20 protein-coding genes are annotated in these 21460 nt (G+C 64.5%); 6 read left to right on the top strand and 14 right to left on the bottom strand.

Features of this window, described 5'->3' with window-relative positions; genetic code table 11:
• Positions 1-136 precede the first annotated feature (136 nt).
• The 4 genes from E2484_RS04800 to E2484_RS04820 all read right to left on the bottom strand — a co-directional run bounded on the left by E2484_RS04800 (position 137) and on the right by E2484_RS04820 (position 5362).
• Positions 137-1573, bottom strand: a complete 1437-nt coding sequence (locus E2484_RS04800; protein WP_137284107.1) for a DHHA1 domain-containing protein — start codon at positions 1571-1573, stop codon at positions 137-139.
• 1307 nt (positions 1574-2880) lie between these two features.
• On the bottom strand, positions 2881-3402 hold the full coding sequence (locus tag E2484_RS04810; RefSeq protein ID WP_137284108.1) for a hypothetical protein: 522 nt from the start codon (positions 3400-3402) through the stop codon (positions 2881-2883).
• 311 nt (positions 3403-3713) lie between these two features.
• Positions 3714-4778: a tyrosine-type recombinase/integrase gene (locus E2484_RS04815; RefSeq protein WP_137284109.1), complete on the bottom strand. Its 1065-nt coding sequence runs from the start codon at positions 4776-4778 to the stop codon at positions 3714-3716.
• 2 nt (positions 4779-4780) lie between these two features.
• Complete coding sequence (locus tag E2484_RS04820) at positions 4781-5362, bottom strand: hypothetical protein (protein ID WP_137284110.1); 582 nt, start codon at positions 5360-5362, stop codon at positions 4781-4783.
• 46 nt (positions 5363-5408) lie between these two features.
• On the opposite strand from E2484_RS04820, the gene E2484_RS04825 reads away from it, so the two are divergent.
• The gene (locus E2484_RS04825) at positions 5409-5966 is read left to right on the top strand and encodes an RNA 2'-phosphotransferase (RefSeq protein WP_321111840.1); all 558 of its coding nucleotides are present in this window, start codon (positions 5409-5411) and stop codon (positions 5964-5966) included.
• 280 nt (positions 5967-6246) lie between these two features.
• Here the strand turns inward: E2484_RS04825 and E2484_RS04830 are convergent, their stop codons facing one another.
• Positions 6247-7077, bottom strand: a complete 831-nt coding sequence (locus E2484_RS04830) for a uroporphyrinogen-III synthase (RefSeq protein ID WP_137284112.1) — start codon at positions 7075-7077, stop codon at positions 6247-6249.
• Positions 7074-8228, bottom strand: coding sequence for a hydroxymethylbilane synthase (gene hemC, locus E2484_RS04835; RefSeq protein WP_137284113.1), 1155 nt, complete (start codon positions 8226-8228; stop codon positions 7074-7076). The genes E2484_RS04830 and hemC overlap by 4 nt, the downstream gene beginning before the upstream one ends.
• A 156-nt stretch (positions 8229-8384) precedes the next feature.
• Between hemC and E2484_RS04840 the strand changes: the two genes are divergently transcribed.
• Positions 8385-8741, top strand: a complete 357-nt coding sequence (locus E2484_RS04840; RefSeq protein ID WP_321111842.1) for an HVO_A0114 family putative DNA-binding protein — start codon at positions 8385-8387, stop codon at positions 8739-8741.
• Here the strand turns inward: E2484_RS04840 and E2484_RS04845 are convergent.
• The gene (locus E2484_RS04845; RefSeq protein WP_137284114.1) at positions 8643-9113 is read right to left on the bottom strand and encodes a hypothetical protein; all 471 of its coding nucleotides are present in this window, start codon (positions 9111-9113) and stop codon (positions 8643-8645) included. The two genes, E2484_RS04840 and E2484_RS04845, sit on opposite strands and share 99 nt — an antisense overlap.
• 97 nt (positions 9114-9210) lie before the next feature.
• Here E2484_RS04845 and E2484_RS04850 point away from each other — a divergent pair, with 97 nt between their 5' ends.
• On the top strand, positions 9211-9408 hold the full coding sequence (locus E2484_RS04850) for a hypothetical protein (protein WP_137284115.1): 198 nt from the start codon (positions 9211-9213) through the stop codon (positions 9406-9408).
• A gap of 27 nt (positions 9409-9435) precedes the next feature.
• Here the strand turns inward: E2484_RS04850 and hemL are convergent, their stop codons facing one another.
• Entirely contained in the window at positions 9436-10776 is a 1341-nt protein-coding gene (gene hemL / locus E2484_RS04855) for a glutamate-1-semialdehyde 2,1-aminomutase (protein WP_137284116.1), read from the bottom strand.
• A 237-nt stretch (positions 10777-11013) separates the two neighbouring features.
• On the opposite strand from hemL, the gene E2484_RS04860 reads away from it, so the two are divergent.
• Positions 11014-11979, top strand: a complete 966-nt coding sequence (locus E2484_RS04860) for a hypothetical protein (RefSeq protein WP_321111845.1) — start codon at positions 11014-11016, stop codon at positions 11977-11979.
• Positions 11979-12998: a hypothetical protein gene (locus E2484_RS04865; protein ID WP_137284117.1), complete on the top strand. Its 1020-nt coding sequence runs from the start codon at positions 11979-11981 to the stop codon at positions 12996-12998. Before E2484_RS04860 ends, E2484_RS04865 begins: the two co-directional genes overlap by 1 nt.
• Positions 12999-13044: 46 nt before the next feature.
• Here the strand turns inward: E2484_RS04865 and E2484_RS04870 are convergent, their stop codons facing one another.
• The 3 genes from E2484_RS04870 to hemB all read right to left on the bottom strand — a co-directional run bounded on the left by E2484_RS04870 (position 13045) and on the right by hemB (position 16644).
• Positions 13045-13461, bottom strand: coding sequence for a DUF5518 domain-containing protein (locus E2484_RS04870; protein WP_137284118.1), 417 nt, complete (start codon positions 13459-13461; stop codon positions 13045-13047).
• Between the two features lie 115 nt (positions 13462-13576).
• Complete coding sequence (locus E2484_RS04875; protein WP_137284119.1) at positions 13577-15250, bottom strand: ammonium transporter; 1674 nt, start codon at positions 15248-15250, stop codon at positions 13577-13579.
• Between the two features lie 398 nt (positions 15251-15648).
• On the bottom strand, positions 15649-16644 hold the full coding sequence (hemB, locus tag E2484_RS04880) for a porphobilinogen synthase (RefSeq protein WP_137284120.1): 996 nt from the start codon (positions 16642-16644) through the stop codon (positions 15649-15651).
• Positions 16645-16747: 103 nt separating this feature from the next.
• Between hemB and E2484_RS04885 the strand changes: the two genes are divergently transcribed.
• The gene (locus E2484_RS04885; RefSeq protein ID WP_137284121.1) at positions 16748-17461 is read left to right on the top strand and encodes a DedA family protein; all 714 of its coding nucleotides are present in this window, start codon (positions 16748-16750) and stop codon (positions 17459-17461) included.
• Between the two features lie 322 nt (positions 17462-17783).
• Here the strand turns inward: E2484_RS04885 and E2484_RS04890 are convergent, their stop codons facing one another.
• The 3 genes from E2484_RS04890 to E2484_RS04900 all read right to left on the bottom strand — a co-directional run bounded on the left by E2484_RS04890 (position 17784) and on the right by E2484_RS04900 (position 21438).
• On the bottom strand, positions 17784-19904 hold the full coding sequence (locus tag E2484_RS04890; protein WP_137284122.1) for a heterodisulfide reductase-related iron-sulfur binding cluster: 2121 nt from the start codon (positions 19902-19904) through the stop codon (positions 17784-17786).
• Positions 19905-19987: 83 nt separating this feature from the next.
• Entirely contained in the window at positions 19988-20695 is a 708-nt protein-coding gene (locus E2484_RS04895) for an energy-coupling factor transporter transmembrane component T family protein (protein WP_137284123.1), read from the bottom strand.
• The gene (locus tag E2484_RS04900) at positions 20692-21438 is read right to left on the bottom strand and encodes an energy-coupling factor ABC transporter ATP-binding protein (protein WP_137284124.1); all 747 of its coding nucleotides are present in this window, start codon (positions 21436-21438) and stop codon (positions 20692-20694) included. Before E2484_RS04900 ends, E2484_RS04895 begins: the two co-directional genes overlap by 4 nt.
• Between the last annotated feature and the right edge of the window lie 22 nt (positions 21439-21460).

Consider the following 21460-nt stretch of genomic DNA (forward strand, 5'->3'; position numbering starts at 1 on the left):
TCGGTGTCGTGGCGGTCGCTCCGAAGTGATTCCGTGCTGACGTACCCTCCGGACTCCCCTCTTCGTGAAACAGTTCTTCTGATACGTCGTTCTCCGGCGACTCACACGACTGCCGACGCCGCGTCTTCAGCGCTCGTCAGCCCAACTGCTCGCCCACGAGTTCGTCGGCGCGTTCGACGAACTCCTCCTCGGTCCCTTTCGGCACCGTCGCGCCGGCGGCGACGTTGTGCCCGCCGCCGTCGCCGCCGACCGCTTGCGAGGCCTCGCGCATCACGACCGAGAGGTCGAGTCCCCGCCGGGTCAACGAGGGCGTGGCGCGCGCCGAGACCTTCACCTCCGTCACCTCCTCGCCGTCGTCGGTCTTCTCGGCGAAGGCGACGATCGGCGTCCCGCGTTCGATCCCGTCCGAACCGACCGCCATCCCGGCGACGATGCCCACGATGGTCTCTCGGATCTCGTCTCCGGCGTGGAACCACTGGAGGTTCTCCTCGCGGGTGACGCCCTCGCGTTTGACGCGTTGGAGGCCCTGCGAGAGGTTCTTTCGATGGTTCGAGAGGAGCGTCCGGGCCTGTTGGAGCGCGCCGTCGCGGTTGCCCAGACAGACCGCGAGTCCCACGTCGGCGCGCTCGTAGCGCGCCGTCGCGTTCAGGAGGGTGGAGAACTCGCTCACGTCTCGGAGTTCCGTCCCTTCGGGTTCGTCGGCGAGGGTGTAGGCCGTGCCGAACAGCCTGTCGATGCGGTCGGAGCTAACCCCCCGAGAGACGGCGTGCTGGAAGAGCGCGTTCGAGACCGTACTGCGTTCGCTCTCGGTCAGGTCCACCCAGCACCGCCACTCGCCGTCCTCGTCTTTGAGCGTCACGTCGAGACCGTCGAGGAATCGGAGGGCACCGCTCTCGTTGTTGGTGATGCCGGGGATGCGGGTGTCGCTGGCGTACTCCAGCATCTTGGGGAGCGGCCGGGTCTGCTTGCCGTACATCGACAGGTCGGTCGTCGTCTCCACGACGCCCGCCGCTTTGCCCTCCTCGACGATGGACTCGTTCGCGCCCACGAGTTCGCCGTCGGTCGTCTGCATGTCGCCGACCGCGCCCACCACCGCGAGCGCGGCCAAGTCGCGGTTGTCGGTCTCGCTCGGTTCCAGCGCGCGTGCGAGGACGTACGCCGCGCCCGCGCCCGAGAGCTCCGACGAGCCGTCGATGTCGAACAGGAGCGGATTCAGGTGAAAATCGGTGTCCGGCTCTGCCGGCTGGTGGTGGTCGGCGATGACCGGCGTGAACTCGCCCGCGGCCTCGTGGTCGGCGATGACGTCCAACTGGCCGCTCCCGAAGTCGGTGAACAGCACCGTCTCGTAGTCGGTCGCCGCAATCGACGCGATCTCCTCGGCGTCCAACTGCTTGCTGAAGACGGTCTCGAAGGGGATGCCCGCGCGTTCGAGCGCCGACGACGCGATTGCGGCGCTCGTCAGCCCGTCGGCGTCGATGTGGGACGCGAGCAACACCTCGTCGGCGTCTCGCAGGCGGTCGGCGCACGCGGCGGCGCGCTCTGCGAGAGCGGGGACTGGACCAGCGGAAGCCATTCGGCCGGAGGTAGGTCGCTATCGCTTATAAACTCTGGCTCCGCACGCTCGGATGCGGGTCGCTATGAACGGGAAAGTGGGTATCCGTGACCGGATTGGTCTCCTACTACTCGGCGCGCGCTGGCGCGACTTCGTGGTTTGAAGTCGCGCCCATGCGCGCGAGGGACGAGCGAGGAGGTTGGGGAGGCGTGAGGTCCGCGGTTGCGGTGCGGCGGTTCGTAAGCGGTGTCGTGCGGTGTGGGGACTCCGTGGTTCGAGGGGTAGCTAGCTTCTATTTCACCGTCACCCTATTCCGAATCACAGACTCGAGATTCCCAATCATCGCGTACTGCCGAGAGACCTTTCCGACGACACGACTTACGAACCGCCGACGACCGTGACCGACCCCGTTTTCCGCTGCCCGGACCACGGTTTCACGACCGCACCGGAGGACGCGGACCCGAAGTGCCCCGAGTGCGGACACCCAACCGAAAGAGTCCTCTCCGGCGAGCGCAGACGCAGACTCTCGAAGTTCGTCAGCGGCGCGCTCCGTTCTTGTATTTGCACCAGACTTGTCCAAAGTATAGAGACGTACCCCTTGGAGATAGGAGCCGAATGGGACTCTCCCACTCCCGTCAAAATTAGAGTGCCCCTCTCGACAGGGGTAGTGGAAATCGGGGAGGGGTTCACAATCGCGGTCGTTACAGGAGCATCGCCACAGCACGGGGAAGACGGCGGTCACGGGGGACAACCGTCCGCGTGACGGCAGTCAACCATAGATGGCCGTCAAGACGGATCACCAATTACCCAGAGTACCCGACTCGCGGGGCAAAGATGCCGAACAGTCCCGAGGGCGACGTTGTCAACGACACTGCCATGTTTCGCGCATGATAAACCATGATTTAATATTGTCAACTATATGTAAGGGAGGAAGGAAACAAATAAAGGATGGTGGGTTGCCTGTGACGATGGTCACTTGGCGTCTCACTACGATGCTGTCCGCGCCTAACTACGGTCATACGGCCTGACTACGGTGGTCCGGGGAGCGCCAGTGTAACGCCCGCGCGTGTAAAGTGGCGTCGGCGATACTGTAGTCCTGAGAAGTCGAGTCAAAGCCATCGAAGTAGAGACAGTGGTGCGTGAAAGCGACGAGAACCACGCACAGTGCCGTCAAATCGGCATCTCGAATTTCCGAGACTCATTCATTACCCCGCTTCTGAAGTCGCTTCATGCGCCGCTTATCCGCCTCATAACAAGGACAGAGGTCGACGGAAGGATAGTATGCATCATGTCGGCGATAGGGCCGCGCATAGTGTCATTTTAGGAATCTACAGGACCACGACTACTATCATGACTGTAGCCCAAAGAATAGCGAGACCACTTGTGAGTTTTTGCCCCCGCTGTTGTGCTACGTGAGCAGCACCAGCATGGAGGTCTTCTAAGCGACGAGTCTGCTGTGGGCCTCCCGCTCGATATCGTAGTCGTATCGTTTCTCCATTCGATTGCTCAGCATAAACAAGGCCATTATCGCCAAATCCGCCAAGTTCCTGATTGAGGCCAGCAAAATCGGTAATACTGGGTGGAGGACCGCAAACCAACCAGATACGTTCCACATCTCCGTAAAGCCCGTACGCTGCCTCTGCTGCCTTCTCAACTTGGGAAAATCCTTTCTCCCCTTGTTCAATGTAGCCCGCCTCAATATCATCCTCAGTAACGCGAGGTGTTTGAAGTGTTTCAATCCCAACCAATACACGTCGTACAAAAGGTGAATGGTTCGGGTACCACCACGGAGTGAGCGCAATCGAAACGGAAAGTGCAATTGCTATAATCCGTAGAATAAGTTCCTGCATAATGTGCCCTTCATATTGTCACAGGTAATAGTATTTATGAGTTAGCTGAGAGAATATTTGTATTCACTAATCGGTGCTGACTTTGTGACCGAGATGTACCACGTATTTCCTCTCAACAGCTATAGCAACGACAATGAAACAGCGGTCGGTCGCTCGGGGTGCAAGACCCGTTCGCGTCCCATTCCGCCAATGCAGTTGCCATAGGCTCACAACCATCCTACTGCGTGACAAAGGTCGGAGGAATGGGTCTTCGACGGTCAACCCCAAGGGTAGCCACAAAGAGAACGGAGGGATGCGAGGATCAAAGGTTCTCAGTTACCCCCGAGAGAGGGGGCATGGTTCAATGCCGCTTCCCGAAGGGCATCGTCACCGAAGGCTCGGAGGTACTTCCGTGTCGTCTCAAGGTTAGGTGAGCCATCGTCGGTCGTGTGACCCATGAGACGAGCAAGGCGAGCGATGTCCCCGCCGTCTTCCACCCATAGTCGAGCGAAGGTGTGTCGAAGGGTGTGAGGGGTGACACGGTGCATATCGTGACCCTGTGCGTTCTCATACATCACTTCCTGAATCCCTGCGTTCTCTGCCGCCGTCCGTACGATCTCGGTGATGGCCTTCTGGGTCAGTTTACCCGATTTATGAGAGATGAATAGACGGTCAGATTCGTTCGCCTTCGGGTATGCGGCGCGAAGACCACGGTCAATCCACTGCTCCAAGAGAGGGTCGAGACTCGGCTGATAGAAGACTGAACGATTCTCCTTGGTCTTCTCCCCACGGATTCGGATACGCCGCTCAGGAGCGCGTTCAATATCGTCAATACGGATTAGTGTCGCTTCCCCTGCCCGAATCCCTGTCTGAATGAGAAGGCGAATCAGTAACTCGTTTCGGACCTTTGGGTCAGGCATGTTCTCGCGTTTCACCAACTGCTCCGCTTCGTCTTTGGCCAGGGCAACGATGTCCTGACGTGTCGCTTTCGCTTTCTTTGGGGAACTATCAATATCAAGGTCCGTGATAACCCCATGAATTGGATTCTCGTCAATGGGGACACGGTCAATACTATGCTTGTCAGCAAGGAGTTCGGAATTGTCGAGAAGGAAGTTGTAGAGTTGTGAGACTGCATCTTTCGCCGAGATCACATACTTGTCGGCGTGTCCATCGTTGCTGAGTGATTGAAGGAACTCACGTAGGGCGTACCGTTTCGGGTCGAGAATACGGACGTCGTTCGCCTGACACCAGTTACGGAAGGGACGGGTGTGCCGCTTGCGATGTGCCTCGGTCGAGTCCCCCTCGAAGCGTTCGAGGTACTCCCAGAACGCCTCCATGACACGGCGGTTCTCCTGCCTGACCGTATCGAAGTTTAGGGATGGTTCCGTCTCAGACATCGTTACTGTCGATACTCGTTATGGACATAGTACCGCGTCGTACCGTCAACTTCCGTCCGTTCGATGGGGCTATCCTCGTTGTTGACAAGTCTCTCTAATTCGCCTCTAACGTCTTGGAGTTGGATGTCTCGTAGTTCGGGAGCATCGTCACGGACTCGCTCTGTGATGGGTTCTAACCGCCCGCTCCAGACGATGTCTTTGTCGGTATTTTCCCGAGCGCGCTTCCACGGTTCGGACTGGGGCTTTGCAGGCGGAACGAATTTCTGCACCCGATTGCTGAACGACCGACGGTCAAGCTGGTACTCGGCGTACTGCTCAAGCCGCTCCTGACGTTCAGCGATCTCGTCCATCCGCTCATTTAATTCGTTCAACTTCTCAATCACTTCGGCGAAGCGCGCCGAGACATCGGTCTCAAGCGAAGAGGACTCTCCACCAGTATCGTGTGCCCCCCGCACTTCCTTCTCCATCGCTTGACGGACCAGCTGCGAGAGGTTCGACACATTCGAGTTTTCCTTTGCATAGCTGTCCCAACGCTCTTTAGCGTCCGATTCAACTTGAACGTGCAACCGCTCTTTCTCGCTCACATGACACCGTTGTTAACGCCACCCCCATATATTTGGTGCAAATTTGGTGCAATTCAGGAAGGGGAGCGGCGCGCTCCGGCACTTCCCCGGAGATGCCGGACTCGAACTCGACCGCCGCGGGTGGACCGACTACGACGTTCTCGTGAACGCCGTGTCGCAAAAATACGACTGGGCCGAGCGCGACCACCTCGACGCGGTGGTCGCCACCGACCCGAAGGGGAGATTCGAATCCGAGGGAGATCGAATCCGGGCGGCCTACGGTCACTCGGTGGACGTGAATCTCGACGAGGGTGGAAGCGAGGGCGAGGGTGGCGAAATCCAGGGTGACGAGATTCCCGACCGACTCTACCACGGCACCGACCCGGACAGTCTCAGTGCGATTCGCTCGGACGGACTGAAGCCGATGGGCCGCCAGAAAGTCCACCTCTCGGGGAGGCCCGACGAGGCCCGCGAGGTGGGCCGGCGACACGCGGCGACTCCGGTGGTCCTCGAAGTGGATGCCGCGGGCATGATGGCGGACGGGTTGGAGATAGCAAAGCGTGGCGTGGGGACGTACACGACAGATACGGTCCCGCCGAAGTATCTCGAGGTACGAGAGAAGTAACTCCATTTCGATGGTAATTATTCCTCTATGTCTAAGAACTAGATGAGTTTGTTTCACACTCGTGTAGTTGTCTTTATCCGAAGCAGCTAGCTCCCCCGTGAGCCGATCATACCGCACTCGCACGGCACCGCACGGCACTGCGACCGCACAGCACCGAAACCGCGCCCCGTACCTCCCCGCCGCGTTCGCGCCGATCGGCGCGAACGCGGCGCGTCCCACGGTCTGCGACAACTCGTGAAACCGACGTAGAACGCCGAATCGCAGTAACCTCGAAAGTGAGCTACTCGTGATACGTCGGCGCGGCCTCTTCCACGGCCGCACACGCCAGTTTCTCGAAGTCGGCCACCTCGGGCACTACGTCTACTTCGATACCTTCGGACTCGGCCGTCTCGCGGGTCGGGTCGCCGATCGCGCCGACCACGGCGTCGTTCAGGCCCGCGATTGCGTCGTCTCGCACCCCGCGCTCCGCGGCGGCCGCCAAGAAGTGGGTCACCGTCAGCGACGAGGTGAAGACGGCGGCGTCGAGGTCCCCGTCCGCCGCGAGCGCGGCGGACTCGCCCGACCCCTCGGGACGGACCAATTGATATAGCACTGTTTCGTTTACGTCTGCTCCCGCGTCGGCGAGGCCGTCGGTCAGGACGTCGCTTCCGTGGTCGCTCCGGGCGACCTCGACTCGCTCGTCAGCCACCTCGTCTTCGAGGGTTTCGACCAACCCGGTCGAGGTGAACTCGTCGGGTACGACGTCCACCTCGTACCCCGCGTCGCGGAGCGCGTCGGCCGTACTCTCGCCGATGGCGCAGACGACGCTCTCGCCGGGGTCCCATCCGGACTCCGCGGCCAGTTCGACGCCGGTCTTGCTCGTCAGGACCACGTAGTCACCGTCGCGCGGTGCGTCGCCCGTGGGCCGGACTTCGAGCATCGGGTCCGCGACGGTCTCGGCACCCAGCGCGTCCAGCAGTTGCTCGGCCTCGGCGAGTCGCTCGTCGTCGGGCCGGAAGACGGCGACCCGCACGTTCCGATTCGTGCCGTCTCGGTCCGCCCCGTCTCGATTCGCGTCGCCCCGGTTCGCGTCGTCTCGACCCGCTCCGTCGCTCGTTCGGTCGCTGGTCATTCCTCGCTCGTCTCCTCCTGTTCGCGCTTGGCCTCCCGCGGTTCGTCGGCCTTCGCGGCCTCGATGAGGTCGGCCGCTCCTTTCTCGGCGAGGTCGGCAGCGACCTCCTTGGCGGCCGAGACGTGATTCTCGACCGGCACGTCCCGACTGGCTTCGATGACCTCCGTGCCGTCCTGGGAGAACACCTGTACGTCCACGTGGACGTGTTCGCCCTGAATCAGGCCGTGGACTCCGATGGGTGCGACGCATCCGCCGCCCAACTCCGCGAGGATGGTGCGCTCGACGGTCGTCTCGACCCGCGTCCTGGGATGGTCGAGGACCGCGTTGATGTCGCCCGCGAGTTCGCTGTCGAGGGCCGTCACCGCGAGTGCGCCCTGTCCGGGCGCGGGGACGAACTCGCTACTCGGTAGTTCGACGTATTCGAGGTGGTGGGCCAGACCGCTCCGCTCGAGTCCGGCCTGCGCGAGGACGATGGCGTCGTAGTCGGTCTCGACCTCTCGCTCCAGCGCCCGGCGCTCGATTTCGGCGAGGTCGTTGAACCACTCTTCGACGGTCCGGTCGAACTCGCCCTCGTACTCGACTTTGTGACCCTTCTGGGCTTTCGCCTTGTTCGACTGCTTCTCCTTCTCGGCCTCGGTCCGGTTCTCGTGTTCCTGCTGGAGCGCGGGCGCGAGCAGTTTCTCGGCGCGAGTGTCCACGTTCCCGCGGAGCGGTTCGACGTTCAGGTCGTCGCGGTGGTTCAGCAGTTGGGCCTTCCGCCGGAGGCTGGAAGTCCCCACGGTCGCGCCCTCGGGGAGTTCGTCCAGTTCCTTCCCGTCGGGCGTGACGAGCACGTCGTTTGCGCTGGCGCGTTCGGGGATGGCCGCGACCACCAACTCGTCGGGGCTGTCGGTCGGCATGTCCTTCATCGAGTGGATCGCGCCGTCCAACTCGCCGTCGAGCACCTTCTCGTCAAGACTCCGAACGAACGCCCCGGTCTTGCCGAGGCGGTGGATGAGTTCGTCCTGGATCTCGTCGCCGGTGGTCTCGACTTCGACGAGTTCGACCTCCAATCGCCGGTCCTCCAGGGCGGCTTTCACCTCGCCCGCCTGCCGAAGCGCGAGGTCGGACCCCCGCGTGGCGAGGCGTATCTCGGTCCCGTGTTTGCTCATGTGAGAAGGTCGGCGACGGAGGTTGAAACACTTGTTCGTTTTTCCGGCGGAGTCGGTTCGCCGGATTCTACTTCGAGTGATTTTCCTCGTACAGTCGGGCGTATCGCCGCCAGTTCGGCCCGCACGTTGGCTCGTGGCGGAACGACCGACGTACAGGTGCCGAGTCACGAGAGTGCCGAGCGCGTTCTCACGCCGAAGCGCCGCGAACTCGTCACGGTCCTCACGGACGAGACGGCCGAGTCGGTTCGGGATCTCGCTCGCCGCGTCGAACGCGACAAAGGTCGAGTGAGCCGTGACCTCAAGGTCCTGGCAGAGCACGGCGTCGTGGACTTCGAGGAGGCGGGCAAGGAGAAGCGACCGTATCTCCAACACAAACACGCGGTCGTCGAACTGATTTACCGATTAGCTCCGGCGTCACCACGGAACGTCGGGCGTCCCGACGTGTTCGTGGCGCTGATACAGGTAGTGCGCCGCGAAGGGGACGCTGACCACGAACCCGGCGACGACCGGTAGCGTCGGCGGAAGTCCGAGAAACACCGACGCAACGCCGACGAGAACGAGGACGACAAGTCCCAGCGCGGCCACGAGCGCCTGTTGCTTGGGTTCCGGTGCCCACTTCCCGCTCGTCCGGTTCACGTAGTCGGCGTCCCGGTAGACCGCCAGCGGGAAGTAGGCCGTCAGGAAGACGAACGGAATTCCGAGCGGGACCAGCGAGAGTTCGACCGTGTTCGCACCGAATCCGAACGCCTCCCACGAGGAGGCCAGCGCCAGCCACGCGAGGGTCGCAAGCCAGAGGAGGAAGGCCGCGGGGATGGCGGCCACCCAGTACCAGTGGTTCGAGCGACGGCGTCGGACGCGTCCGCTTTTCGCCCGTTCACTGCTCATGGTCGGAGTTGAGGGCGCGGTCCCTAAACCCGTGTCGCATGCGGTCGTCCCCTCGTGGCAACCATCCTTATGGAATTGGCGCACCCAGTTCGAGGAGATGGCGCGAATCACCTATGACGTCCCCGACGGGGTCGAAACGGTGGAGACGGACGCCGGGAAGATTTCGGACTCCGGCAAGGTCCGCGGCGTCCGGGTTCAGCGCGAAGACGGGAGCTATCTACACCTCCCGTACGAGCGACTCTACGCCGTCGAGACGACCGAACAAGAGGGGAAAGTGGACTACTCCGGACCGTAGCTCGACCCAAGTCCGTCCCGGACCGCGCTACAGCACTTCCTTGTACGCCTCCAGCGTCTCCTCGACGTCCTCCTCGGTGTGGGCGTAGCTGAGGAACTGGGATTCGTACTGGTTGGCGGTCAGGAAGACGCCCTGATCGCGCATCGCGGGCCAGAAGAGTCGCTCCCATCGCTCGGTTTCGGCGGCGTTCACGTCGGCCTTGCTCTTCGGGCAGTAGTCGAACCGGGGGCAGTCGGGGTCCTGTCGGCATCCGGCCTCGCACTGGCCCGACAGGTCGCGCGGGCCGTCGCGCGTGAAGACGACCTTGAACATGCTGTCGTAGCCCGTGACGGTGTACGCCGGGGCCTCGTCTTCGAGGATGTCGGTCAGTCCCGACCGCAACTGGTCTCCGAGGTCGCTGAGGTGGTCGTACACGTCGTTCTTGGCCGCGTACCGGAGCATCTCGAGACCCGCGGTGAGCGACAGCGGGTGGCCCGAGTAGGTCCCGGCCTGGAACACGTCGCCCGTGGGCGTGAACGACTCCATGATTTCGGCGGGGCCGCCGATGGCTCCGACCGGGAAACCGCCGCCGATGACCTTGGCGAAGGTGGTCAGGTCGGGCGTGACACCGAACTTGCCCTGGGCGCACTGAAGCCCCCCGACGCGGAACCCGGTCATCACCTCGTCGAAGATCAGGAGCGCGCCGTGGTCGTCGGTCACGTCTCGCAGGGCGTCGAGGTAGCCCTCGACCGGACCGACGGAGGCGCAGTTGCCCAGAATCGGCTCGGCGAGGACGGCCGCGATCTCGTCGCCGCGCTCCTCGAACACCTCGCGGACCGCCTGCTCGTCGTTGAACGGGACCGTGATGGTCTCCTCGGCGAAGGCCTCGGGAATCCCGGCGGAACTGGGCGACCCCGTGCCGCCGGTCTTGCCCTCCACGAGCGTCGATTCCTGCGCGCCGTGGTAGCCGCCCTGCATGACGACGATTTTGTCCCGGCCGGTGTAGCCGCGGGCGAGTCTGACCGCGGAGGTGGTCGCCTCGGTACCCGAGTTGACGAACCGGAGCATCTCGACGCTCTGGACGTGCCGGGCGACGAACTCGGCGAGTTCGACCTCGACTTCGGTGGGTGCGCCGTACATCGGGCCGTCGGCCAACTGGGACTGAATCCGCGATTCGACCGCCTGGGGCAGGTCGTGGCCCAGAAGCAGCGGACCGTAGCCCATCACGTAGTCGATGTACTTGTTGCCGTCGGCGTCGACGACGTGTGCGCCGTCACCGCTTTCCACGAAGAAGGGGTAGGGTCGGACGGCTCTGACGGGTGAGTTGACGCCGCCGGGAAGGACCGAGAGCGCCCGGTCGTACAGTTCGCGGGAGCGTTCGTCGTGCATACTCCGAGGCTTCGGACTCCTGCGTGAAGTTGATTTCTGTCTGTCCGACTGCGGGCCCCACGAACGCCGACCGTTCCGGCCGCGCCGAGGACTCGGTCGGTGCGGAGTTCGCCGAGTTGCGTCGTGGATTCGGCCGTGTCGATCTCGGCCGTCCCGCTCCGTCAGCGCCCAACACTGTACCAGACTCCCAGTTCGGCGAAAAGATTCATGCGACCACTGCGTTCATCCTTCCGTACGATGTCAGAAAAAGAGAGGCCAGTCCAGGCGTCACGCCGAGGAGTGCTGTCGGCGTTCGCGGGAACCGGCGTCGTGGCCGCCCTCGCGTCGGTCGGGTCGAACCCCGCGACCGCCGAGGAGGTCACGGCGACCGCGACGACCACCGACGCGAGCGCGACCGGTCCGACGGACGCCGTCTCGCTCGGCACGTTCGAGTCTGGTCTGGACGACTGGCAGGCCGACGGTGCGATTCGGCTGTCGAGAGTCGCCCGAAGCGACCGCCCGGCCGCAGTGACCGAAGGCGAGTACGCCCTCGCCTCCTCCGTCGACGGCGACCCGGCCCCCGCGATTTCGCGGCCGGTCGGAGGTATCGACCTGGCGACTCGCCCGCACTTCGTCGCCGACGTCGCGCCGGGCCGGGTCGAAGGCACCGACGCGCCCGTCGCGTTCCGGTTCCGCCTCTACCGCCCGGCGGACCTGCTCGACGGCGACTCCGACCCCGAACCGGTCGCGGCCTCCGACCCGGTGACGGTCCGGCAGGCCGCGCCTGGGCGCATCTACTGGGACGCCAGCGACGTGGATTCGGGACTCCTCGACGCGGTTTCCGTGCTGGAACTGGAGTGGTATCCGGCCGACTGCGCCCCCGACTCCGACTCCGACTGCGACCTCGATTTCGACCCCGACCGCGACTCGTCGGGCGACGACTTCGCCTTCCACGGCGAGGTCGTCTTCGACGACGTCCGGGCGACCGCCTCCCGCGATTCCGTCGCCAGCGCACGTCTCGCCGCGACGTTTCGGGAACTCCAGTTCGACCACGGTCCCTACGTCCGGACCGAGGTGACTGCCGAGTCCGAGACCCGCGAGGAGGGTCGGTTCGTCTTCGCGGGCGACGAGACCGAACCGTACCGGTTCGATATTTTGGCCGAAGACAGGTTCTCGCTCGCGATCGCGGACACCGAGGTGAAACTCGGAGGCGGGTGGTCCTGATGGTCGAGCGTTCGACGTCTGCGACGACCATCACGCTCCTCCCCGGAGGGAGCGAGGACAGCGCGAACGGCGGCGACGACCTCGACAGCGCGATGCCCGACTACGGCGGCAAGAGCCTCGACGCGTGGTTCGTCGCCGACCAGGTGACCGACCTCCCCGACGACCTCGCGGAGGTCGAGGAGATGCGAAAGCACCTCCCCGAGTACGACGAGGGACTCCGACAGTACCGACTGAAGAACCGCATCGAACTCTCGTTCTCGACGCGCGACGGCCAGTCCGTCGTCGATTCGAGCGTGCAGTTCGGGACGAACGCGGACGAGAAACCGCCCTACGTCGGGGTCGAGGGCCAGCAGGGCGAGGAGAACGTCGTTCGGGACATCATCGAACGCGACGATCTCGACTGGTTCGACGGGAAGTCCAAGCTTCGCGCCGACGTGGAAGACAAGCGATTCGAGAGCGAGGCGGTCCGCGAGGAGGTAGACGGCGTCGAGGGCGTGCGCGCCTCCGTCGTCCTCGGCGGGAGCGACACGTACGTCGAAATCATGCGGGAGAAGTTCTACGAACTCGGCCCGGTCGAGTTCCTCGAAACCACCGGCATGGACGTGGAGACGGTGCCCGCCTTCGTCGTCCAACCGCCGAACATGTACACCTTCCTCGAGCTGGCGGTGATGGCCGACGGGACGACGCTCGCCCGGGTCTGGGACGCCAGTCGCTACCCGAAACACTACCTCTACGTCGAGGCGGACAAGCGCGACGAGACCGAGTTCGAGCCGGGGAGTCGGCTCTCCGGCGGCGAGTGGCGGGAGAACGAGAACGTCAACGAGCGGTTCGGCCAGTGGACGCTCGAAGAGCAGGACCTCCGGTCGCCGTTCTCCCCGCACACGAGGTCGGGGTACGAGCAGTACCTCGACCACGCCACCTCGTTCGGGCCGCACCCGACGATGACCTACGGCGAGGACGGCGACGAACTCGCGGCCTCGGAGGTCGCGCTCCGACTCGCGCCGCTGTTCCCGTGGTGACGTTCCGCGTCGCCCCCGCGGTGAGATAGCCGACGAACTGGCGACCTCAGAGTTCCCGTCGGAGGTACACCGCGAGCGCGCCGCCGAGGGCCCCGGCACCGACGAGGTAGAGGGCGACGACGACGAAGAGGAAGATAGCGAAGAGACTGCTCAGCGCGAGGAGTGGGTCGCCACCGAGCAGGACGAACCCGACGACGGCCCACGCGAAGAGGAACGCCGGGACGGTCGCTATCGCGCCAGCGATGGCGCCAACCTTCGCGCCCTCGGCGAAGTCGCCCCGCTGGAGGTAGCCCGCGACCCCGCCGCCGACGATGGCGGCGAAGGGAAGGAGCGGGGCGGTCACGACGGTGACGATGGCACCGACGACGGCGTTCATCAGGGTGTTAGGTTCGTCACGAGGCGGGCGCTCGTCGTCGCCGGGAGAGCGGTTCGTGGACCGGGCGGTCGTCCGTTCCTCTTCCATATCGGGTATTTCTACCGGGACAGGATATACTTTGGCCGTTTCGGGGAGACGTCGGCCGGAATTGGAACGACGAGAGGAGTGGAAAGCGTCGAAGGGCCGCCAGCGCGGGCCGCGATTACACCGCTTCGGTCCCGCGGACGCCGGTCCGGACCTGACAGGCGTCCTCGACCGGGATCACGAAGATTTTGCCGTCGCCGGGTTCGCCGGTGTCGGCGGCCTCGCGGATGGCCTCGACCACCTCGTCGGCGGGCACGTCCGCGACCACGCACTCGACTTTCACCTTCTGGTGGAGGTCCACGGTGTACTCCTCGCCGCGCCACTGGCCGGTCTTCGCCGGCTGACTCCCTCTGCCCGAGACGTTCGTGACCGTGAGGCTCGGCGCGCCGACCTGCGCGAGGGCGGTCTTCACGTCGCTGAGGCGGTCGGGCCGGACGACGGCCGTGACCATCTTGATTCCGCCCGCGTTGGGGAGGTCGCCCGTACCGTCGGCGCGCAGTCCTCCGGCCCCGTCGGTCCGGACCGCGCTCCCCTCGGACACGTCGGGGCGGCCGAACTCGGGGTAGGTGTCCACGCCGTGCTCCGCGATGTCGAGACCCTCGCGCTCGTGTTCGGTGCTGACGCGGGCCTGCCCGAGGAGTTTCAGAACGCCGAAGATGAGGCCGGTCGCGCTGACCGTCCACAGCGCGATGATGCCGACGCCGATGGCCTGCGTGACGAAACTCACCTCGTAGCCCGGAACGGCGAAGAAGGGGAACGCGAGCGCCCCGAGGACGCCCGCCGAGCCGTGAACCGGGAAGACCGCGCACACGTCGTCTATCTTGAGCTTCCGCTCGACGAACTCGAAGACTATCGGAAGTTGGCCGCCCGCGAGCAGGCCGACGACCAGCGCGCCGGTCCACGTGATTGCGTTGGTGTTGCTAGTGATGCTCACGAGTCCGGCGAGCATCCCGTTTGCGACGTAGAGGGTATCGACTTTCTTCGTCTTGACCAGCGAGACGGTACTCGCGCCGATTGCGCCCGCGGCCATACCGAGCGTGGTGGTCAGCGCCACGCGACCCACCGTGTCGCCGAACGCGCCGAGGACGAGTTCGCCGTTCTCGACGAGGAAGACGCTCGCGGCCGTGCCGACGTTGAAGCCGTACCAGCCGAAACAGAGGATGAGCGTCCCGAGGACCGCGAACGTCACCGAGTGGCCCGGAATGACGTTGACCGACCCGTCGTCGTTGTAGCGGTCCATCCGCGGGCCGAGAATCCACGCCGCGGTCAGGCCCGCGATACCGCCCATGCCGTGGACGACGACTCCGCCTGCGAAGTCCTGAAAGCCCGGCCCGATTTCGGTCAGGAAGCCGCCCGCCCACGTGAATCCGACGACGACGGGGTAGACGACCGCCGACAGGAGGACGGTGTAGGTCACGTAGGCCCGAAGCTTCGCCCGGCCCGCGATAGCGCCCGAGACGATGGTCGCCGCGGTCATGGCGAACACCGCGCCGAACAGCCAACCTATCCACGAGTCCGACCCGCCCGAGACGTAGGCGAACGGGTCGGCGGCCCCGCCGACCACCGACGAGACGCCCGCGCCGACGAGGAAGTAGACCAGCACGCCGACGCTCCACGTCAGCATGTTCTTGGTCAACTGGTTGGCGACGTTCTTCGACCGGACCTGCCCCGCCTCCAGCATGGCGAAGCCAGCGTGCATGAAGAAGATGAGGAAGGTCACGGTCAGGACCCAGACGTTGTTGACCCCGCTGGCTACCGAACTGGGGTCTATCTGCAACGGCGCGCCTATCATTCTTCTCCCTCCTCCGGGAGCTCTACCAAATCGTCTGGACAACTGTTCAGGAAAATCTCGAATTCTTCTTGGTTCGTCTTCTGCGTCACGATATATTGTGACGGCAAAGCAGTACATAAGGATAAGCGTTGAGAATTTACAGAATACAGAGTCTGCAGTAGACGGTCGTCCGATTTAAAATCGGATAATACGTATTTAAGGTTGTATTCCGTCCAGAAACTGGACGCTCGCTGGTTCGGTTTTCGGACGTTCGTGGGGTGGACTTCGCGGGACGGGTGCGGACGAAGCGGTCGGCGGTGCGCCCGACACGAGCTAGGTAGAGAAATATAAGTAATGTCTAAAGTAACATCTACATGCTCTATAGAAATACAAATATTGCTAACTAGCCGACCGCCGGCTTACAGCGAGTCAGCGACGTCCTCCGCGAAGTACGTGAGGATCAGGTCGGCCCCGGCCCGCTTTATCGACACCAGCGACTCCATCGCCACCTCCTCCAACTCCAGCCACCCCTTCTCGCTCGCGGCGTGGAGCATCGCGTACTCGCCCGAGACGTTGTACGCCGCGACGGGATGGTCGAACTCCTCGCGGATGTCGCTCACGACGTCGAGGTACGGAAGCGCGGGCTTGACCATCAGCACGTCCGCGCCCTGTTCGACGTCGAGTCGGACCTCGCGCAGGGCCTCACGGGCGTTCGCGGGGTCCATCTGATAGTGCCGCCGGTCGCCGAACGCTGGCGCGCCGTCGGCGGCGTCCCGGAAGGGACCGTAGAACGCCGACTCGTACTTGGCGGCGTAGCTCATGATGGGCACGTCCGAGAAGTCCGCGGCGTCGAGCGACTCCCGGATCGCTCCGACCATCCCGTCCATCATCCCGGAGGGTGCGACCATGTCCGCGCCCGCCGCGGCGTGGGAAGTTGCGATTTTGCCGAGCAGGTCGAGGGTCTCGTCGTTCCGCACCGTCAGCCGTGCGTTCCCTTCGCCACGACTCTCGCCCGCGCCGTCTTCCAGCACCCCGCAGTGTCCGTGACTCGTGTACTCGCAGAGACACACGTCGGTAATCACGTAGGCGTCGGTCTCCCGGGTCACGCGCCGGGTCGCTTCCTGTACCACGCCGTCTTCGGCCCACGCGCGAGTACCCTGCTCGTCCTTCGACTCTGGAATTCCGAAGATCATGACCGCCTCGACGCCGGTTTCGAGTACTTCCTCGACGCGCGCGACGCTCTCTTCGACGGGTACGCGCTCGTGGCCGGGCATCGTCTCGATGGGCACGCGCTCGTCGGTCGTCGCGTCGACGAAGACGGGCGCGATGAGGTCGCTGGCGTCCACGTCGGTCTCGCTGACCATCTCGCGGATTCCGTCCCGCCGGAGACGGCGGGGCCGGTCGGTGAGCTCCATATCGGTTCTTGCGGCGCGCTCGTCAAAACCGCGTCGCTCGCGGCCGTCTACTCGCCCAGGGTCACAACGCATTTAGTACCGCCAGTCGATACGACAGTCACGAATGCTGTCCCCGCTCGCTCTCGTCGCTTCCGACGCCCCAGTCGCGCTCGGAGTCGCGGTACTCGTCGCAGGCGTGTTGCTGTCGAACGCGACCGAACCCGGCGCAGTCCGGGAGTTCTTCGCCGACAACGGTCTGCTCTTGCTCACGGTCGGCATCGTCCTCGCGGCGGTGGTCGGCGTCGGTCTGTTCTTCATCGGGAACGAGGAACTCGCGAGGCAGTGGCTCGACCAGTACGGCCTGCTCGCGCTCTTCTGTATCCTCATCCTGGAGGGCGCGATGTTGCTCTACTTCGCGCCGAGCGAGAGCCTCGTCCCCCTCGGCGTGACCTTGCTGGCGGAGTCGGCGACCGACTACGCCTCCATCGCGGCGGTCATCGGCGTCGCGGTGGTCGGCGCGACCATCGGCCAGTACGCCCTCTTCCTGCTGGCCAAGCGCGGCGGCCGGGAGTACCTGCTCGAAAAGCGCTGGTTCCGCATCGACGAGGACCAACTCGACCGCTTCGACGGGTGGTTCGAGCGCTGGGGCCGTGTCATCGTCCCGGTCAGCAACGCCCTGCTGTTCACTCGCGGGATGCTCACGGTTCCCGCGGGGTTCGCGGACATGGACGACTGGGAGTTCGTCGTCCTCTCGGCGCTCGGCACGTTGATTTTCCAGACGTGGCTCGCGGCCGCGGCGCTCTACGCGGTCGAACTCGGCTTCCTCGGATTCCTCTGAACTCGGGCCTCGTCGCGTCTCGCCGGGCCTCACCGAGGTTCCTTTTGTCGGCCCGACGCACCGGGACTCGCTACAACTCGTCGCGCTACCCCGTCGCGTTTTCTCCGAACTGAGAGGCGTCAGACCTAACAACTCTCGGGCCGTAGGATGACTCGCGCTCGCGTGCCGACTTCATCGCGTGCCATGCTTTGAAATCCACGCGAGCGCGCCGCTGCCGCGATGGGTGCGGCAGTCGTCGCTTTTCGGCGTCTCGACTCGCTTCGTAGCTACTGCTCCGAAATCGTCCCCCGAAAAGCTGTCAGACGAGACGGTCGGACCGCGGTCAGTCCGCTGCGACCTGCGTGCGCTCTTTCTGGCCGATAGCCTCGACCAACAACTCCGACACGTCCACGATTTCGATATCGTCCTCGTAGCCGCCGGTCTTCCGGCCGTCCTCGTACATCGTCATGCACATCGGGCAGGCGACGACGAACTTCTCGACTCGACTTCCGGCGTCGGTGTCTTCGAGGGCTTCGCGGAGACGCTCCTCGCTCGGCTTGGGGTCCTCCTCGAAGTCCATCCAGAGACCGCCCCCGCCGCCGCCACAGCAGAACGAGTCCTCGCGGTTGCGGGGCATCTCGTCGAGTTCGCACCCCGTCGCTTTCACGATTTCCCGCGGGGCCTCGTACTCGTCGTTGTACCGGCCGAGGTGGCAGGGGTCGTGGTAGGTGACGGTGTAGTCGAGTTCGGTTCCCGAGAGACCGAGTTCCCGGAACAGGTTCTCGACCACCTGCGTGTAGTGGAACACGTCATCTTCGGTCCACTCGCACTCCTCGAACTCCGGATACTCGTTCTTGAAGGTGTTGTAGCTGTGGGGGTCGGTGCAGACGATCTTGTCGTAGTCGCAGTCCCGAATCGCCTCGGCGTTGTCCTCCACCAGCATCTCGTAGAGGCCCTCCTCGCCGACTCGGCGCACGTCGTTGCCGTCGGCCTGTTCGTCCTCGTAGAGAATCCCGTAATCGACGCCGGACTCTTCGAGGATGGTCGCCAGCGACCGCGCGACCTTCCGATTCCGGTCGTCGAAACTCGGGTAGTCGCCGACGTACCAGAGGTACTCGACCGACTCGTCGCGGGCGTCGGGAATCTCGAAGTCGAGTTCGTCGGCCCAGTCGGGACGCTTGCGCTGGGGTTCGCCGAACGTGTTGCCGTTCTGGAACACGTTCATCATCGTGTCTTGGACGTTGGCGTCCATCTGGCCCGACTCGGTGAGTCGGCGGTTCATCTGCGTGAACTGCTCGACGTGTTCGATTTCGACCGGGCAGGCGTCCATACAGGCCATACAGGACATGCAGGACTCCATCGTCTCGCTGTCGATGACCGACGCGCCGCCGTCGGCGATGATGGGCTTCTCCTCGGTTCGCCCGGCCTCCAGATCCTCGCGGTACTGCTTCAGGTCGAGAATCACGTCGCGGGGGTCGAGCGGTCGGTCCGCGGCCTTCGCGGGGCAGACCGACGAACACCGACCGCACTTGGTGCAGGCGTCGTGGTCGAGCAGTTCCTTCCACGAGAAGTCCTCGATAGAGCCGTGGCCGATCTCCTCGGGGCTGGCGTCGTCGGGCACGCCCGGAAGTCGCTTGCCCGCTTTCTCGTCGCGGGTGACGACGTTGGCGAACGACGAGATCATGTGGAACGGCTTGGCGTACGGAATCGCGGCGACGAACGCCAGCGCGAGAATCGCGTGGGACCACCAGACCACGGGATAGGCCGCAGTCGCCATCTCCGGTGTCACGCCCGCGACCACCAGCACGTCGTAGACGAACCACCCGACGAAACTGACCGTCTCGAACGACACGTCGCGGGTCGCGCTCGTGCCGAGGATGCGGACGCCCTCGGTGACGTAGCCGCCGACTCCGAGCAGGAAGAGCGTCCAGACGAACAGGTCGTCCTCGGTCGAGGTGTGTTTGCCCCAGAGCCGACCCTCTCGAACCCAGTAGCGCCGGTAGATAGCCATGCCGACGCCGACCACGAACAGCAGGCCCATCGCGTCCATCACCAGCGAGTACGAGAGGTAGAACGCGCCCTCGAAGAAGGATGGCTGGCCGAGCGCCTTCGTCCAGATATCCATGTCGATGGCGAGAATCGTCGTCCCGATGAGCAGGGTCAGGAAGCCCCAGAAGACGAACGCGTGCATCAGGCCCGCGTAGAGGTCGCGGTCGAACTGCTTCTGGTTCGAGAAGACGATTTTCGTTGCGGAAGCGATACGGCCCGGCAGGTCGTCGAGGCGGTCGAACCACGAGTCGGTCCCCTGCGCGTATGTCGAGAACCGCTGGTAGGCCCCGACGAGGAAGATGGCTATCGCCACCGCCGAGAGGTAGTAGAAGATGGCCTCGCCCAGGTGGCCGATCTTCCAGAACGTCGGGCGGGTGACCTCGGACCCCGCCTGCGCCAGCACAAATCTTGCCATGTCTTACACGGGGAACAGGATTCGCTTAAGTTTTACCGACTCAGGCCGCTTCCCCGGCCGAAAACGGACTCGGAGTTTATCGTTCAGACGAGCGCCCACGCCAGTAGCGCGAGGCTCGCTACCGCCACCGGCAAGTCGGCCCGCGAGAACGACAGCGGGGGAAGCGTCGGATTCCACGCGAAACACCGCGCCCGGAGCGCCAGCGCGAACCTGTCCGCCCGCGAGAGCGCCCGCGCCAGCCCCGAGACGCCGACGAGTCGCATTCGCTCGACCAGTCCTCGCTGGTCGCCGAGTCGGGCCGCCGACGCGTCACGAATCCGACGCAGGTCGGCCTGCAAGACGGGCAGAAATCGGAAGACGAAACCGACCCCCGTACCGAGCAACCGCCCGGCCTTTCCGGGTACGAGGCGCTGAACCGCGGCCCGAGAGTCTCGGACGGGGGTCGTCCGGAGGTAGGCCGCGCTCACGAGCAGGACGAGGACGACGCGATAGCTCGCCAGCAGGCTCTCGAACCCCCGTCCCAATCGAAGCCACGGCGGTCCGAGCGTCACCGCCGAAATAAGGGGCCCCGCTACCAGAAACGGGAAGACGAAGCGGTACTCGACCAGTGTCTCGCGTGCGGTGACGCTCGACGCCCGAAGCGTAACGAGTGCGACCGCCGTCAGCGCGAGCAGGCCGCGCGGGTTCGTGTGCGCGAACGCCGCGGCCGCGAACGCGACCTGAAACGCCAGTTTGGTCCGGGGGTCGAGTCGGTGGGCCAGCGAGTCGCCCGGCCGGTAACCGAGGGTCACGGTCGCTCGGTGGCCTCCTGCCCGGTCGCTTCCAGTGGTGGAACCCGAATCCCGAGGTCCGGGAGTCGGTCGCGGGCGTCTGCGGGCGCGGCGTCCACGGCCACCTGCCCGTCCGCGAGCGCGACGATCCGGTCGGCGAGTTCGAAGGCGTCCCGGAGGTCGTGAGTCACGAGGACGACGCCCGTGCCCGACTCCCCGAGCGCGCGAAGTTGTTCGACCACCGACTCGCGGGCCGGAGCGTCCAAACCGGTGAAGGGTTCGTCCAGGACGAGGTGGTCGGGGTCCATCGCCAGCGCTCCGGCAATCGCCACGCGCTCGCGCTCGCCGCCCGAGAGACCGTCGATGCGCTCGTCTCGGCGACCGGCCATGTTCACCGCCGCGAGGGCTTCGCCGACCCGGCGGTCGATTTCCTCGTGGGACAGGCCCAGATTCTCGGGGCCGAAGGCCACGTCCGCGCCGACCGTGGCCGCGACGAAGCCGTCGCGGGGTTGCTGGAACACCATCCCGACTCGGGTCCGGGCGGCCACCAAATCTTCGGAGACCGGCGTGCCGTCCACCAGAACCTCGCCCTCGTCGGGTTCAAGTAGACCGTCGAAGTGACGGACGAGCGTGGTCTTGCCCGACCCGTTCGCGCCCGCCAGCAGGACGAACTCGCCGTCCGGAATCGACAGCGAGACGCCGTCGACCGCGGCCGGGCCGTTCTCGTCGCCGTATCGGTGGACCAGTTCGCGGGTTTCTATCATCCGGTCGTCCTCGTGGGTCGTC

Origin of the sequence: Halorussus salinisoli, assembly GCA_005239435.1 — an archaeon.
In the GTDB taxonomy this organism is placed as follows: domain Archaea; phylum Halobacteriota; class Halobacteria; order Halobacteriales; family Haladaptataceae; genus Halorussus; species Halorussus salinisoli.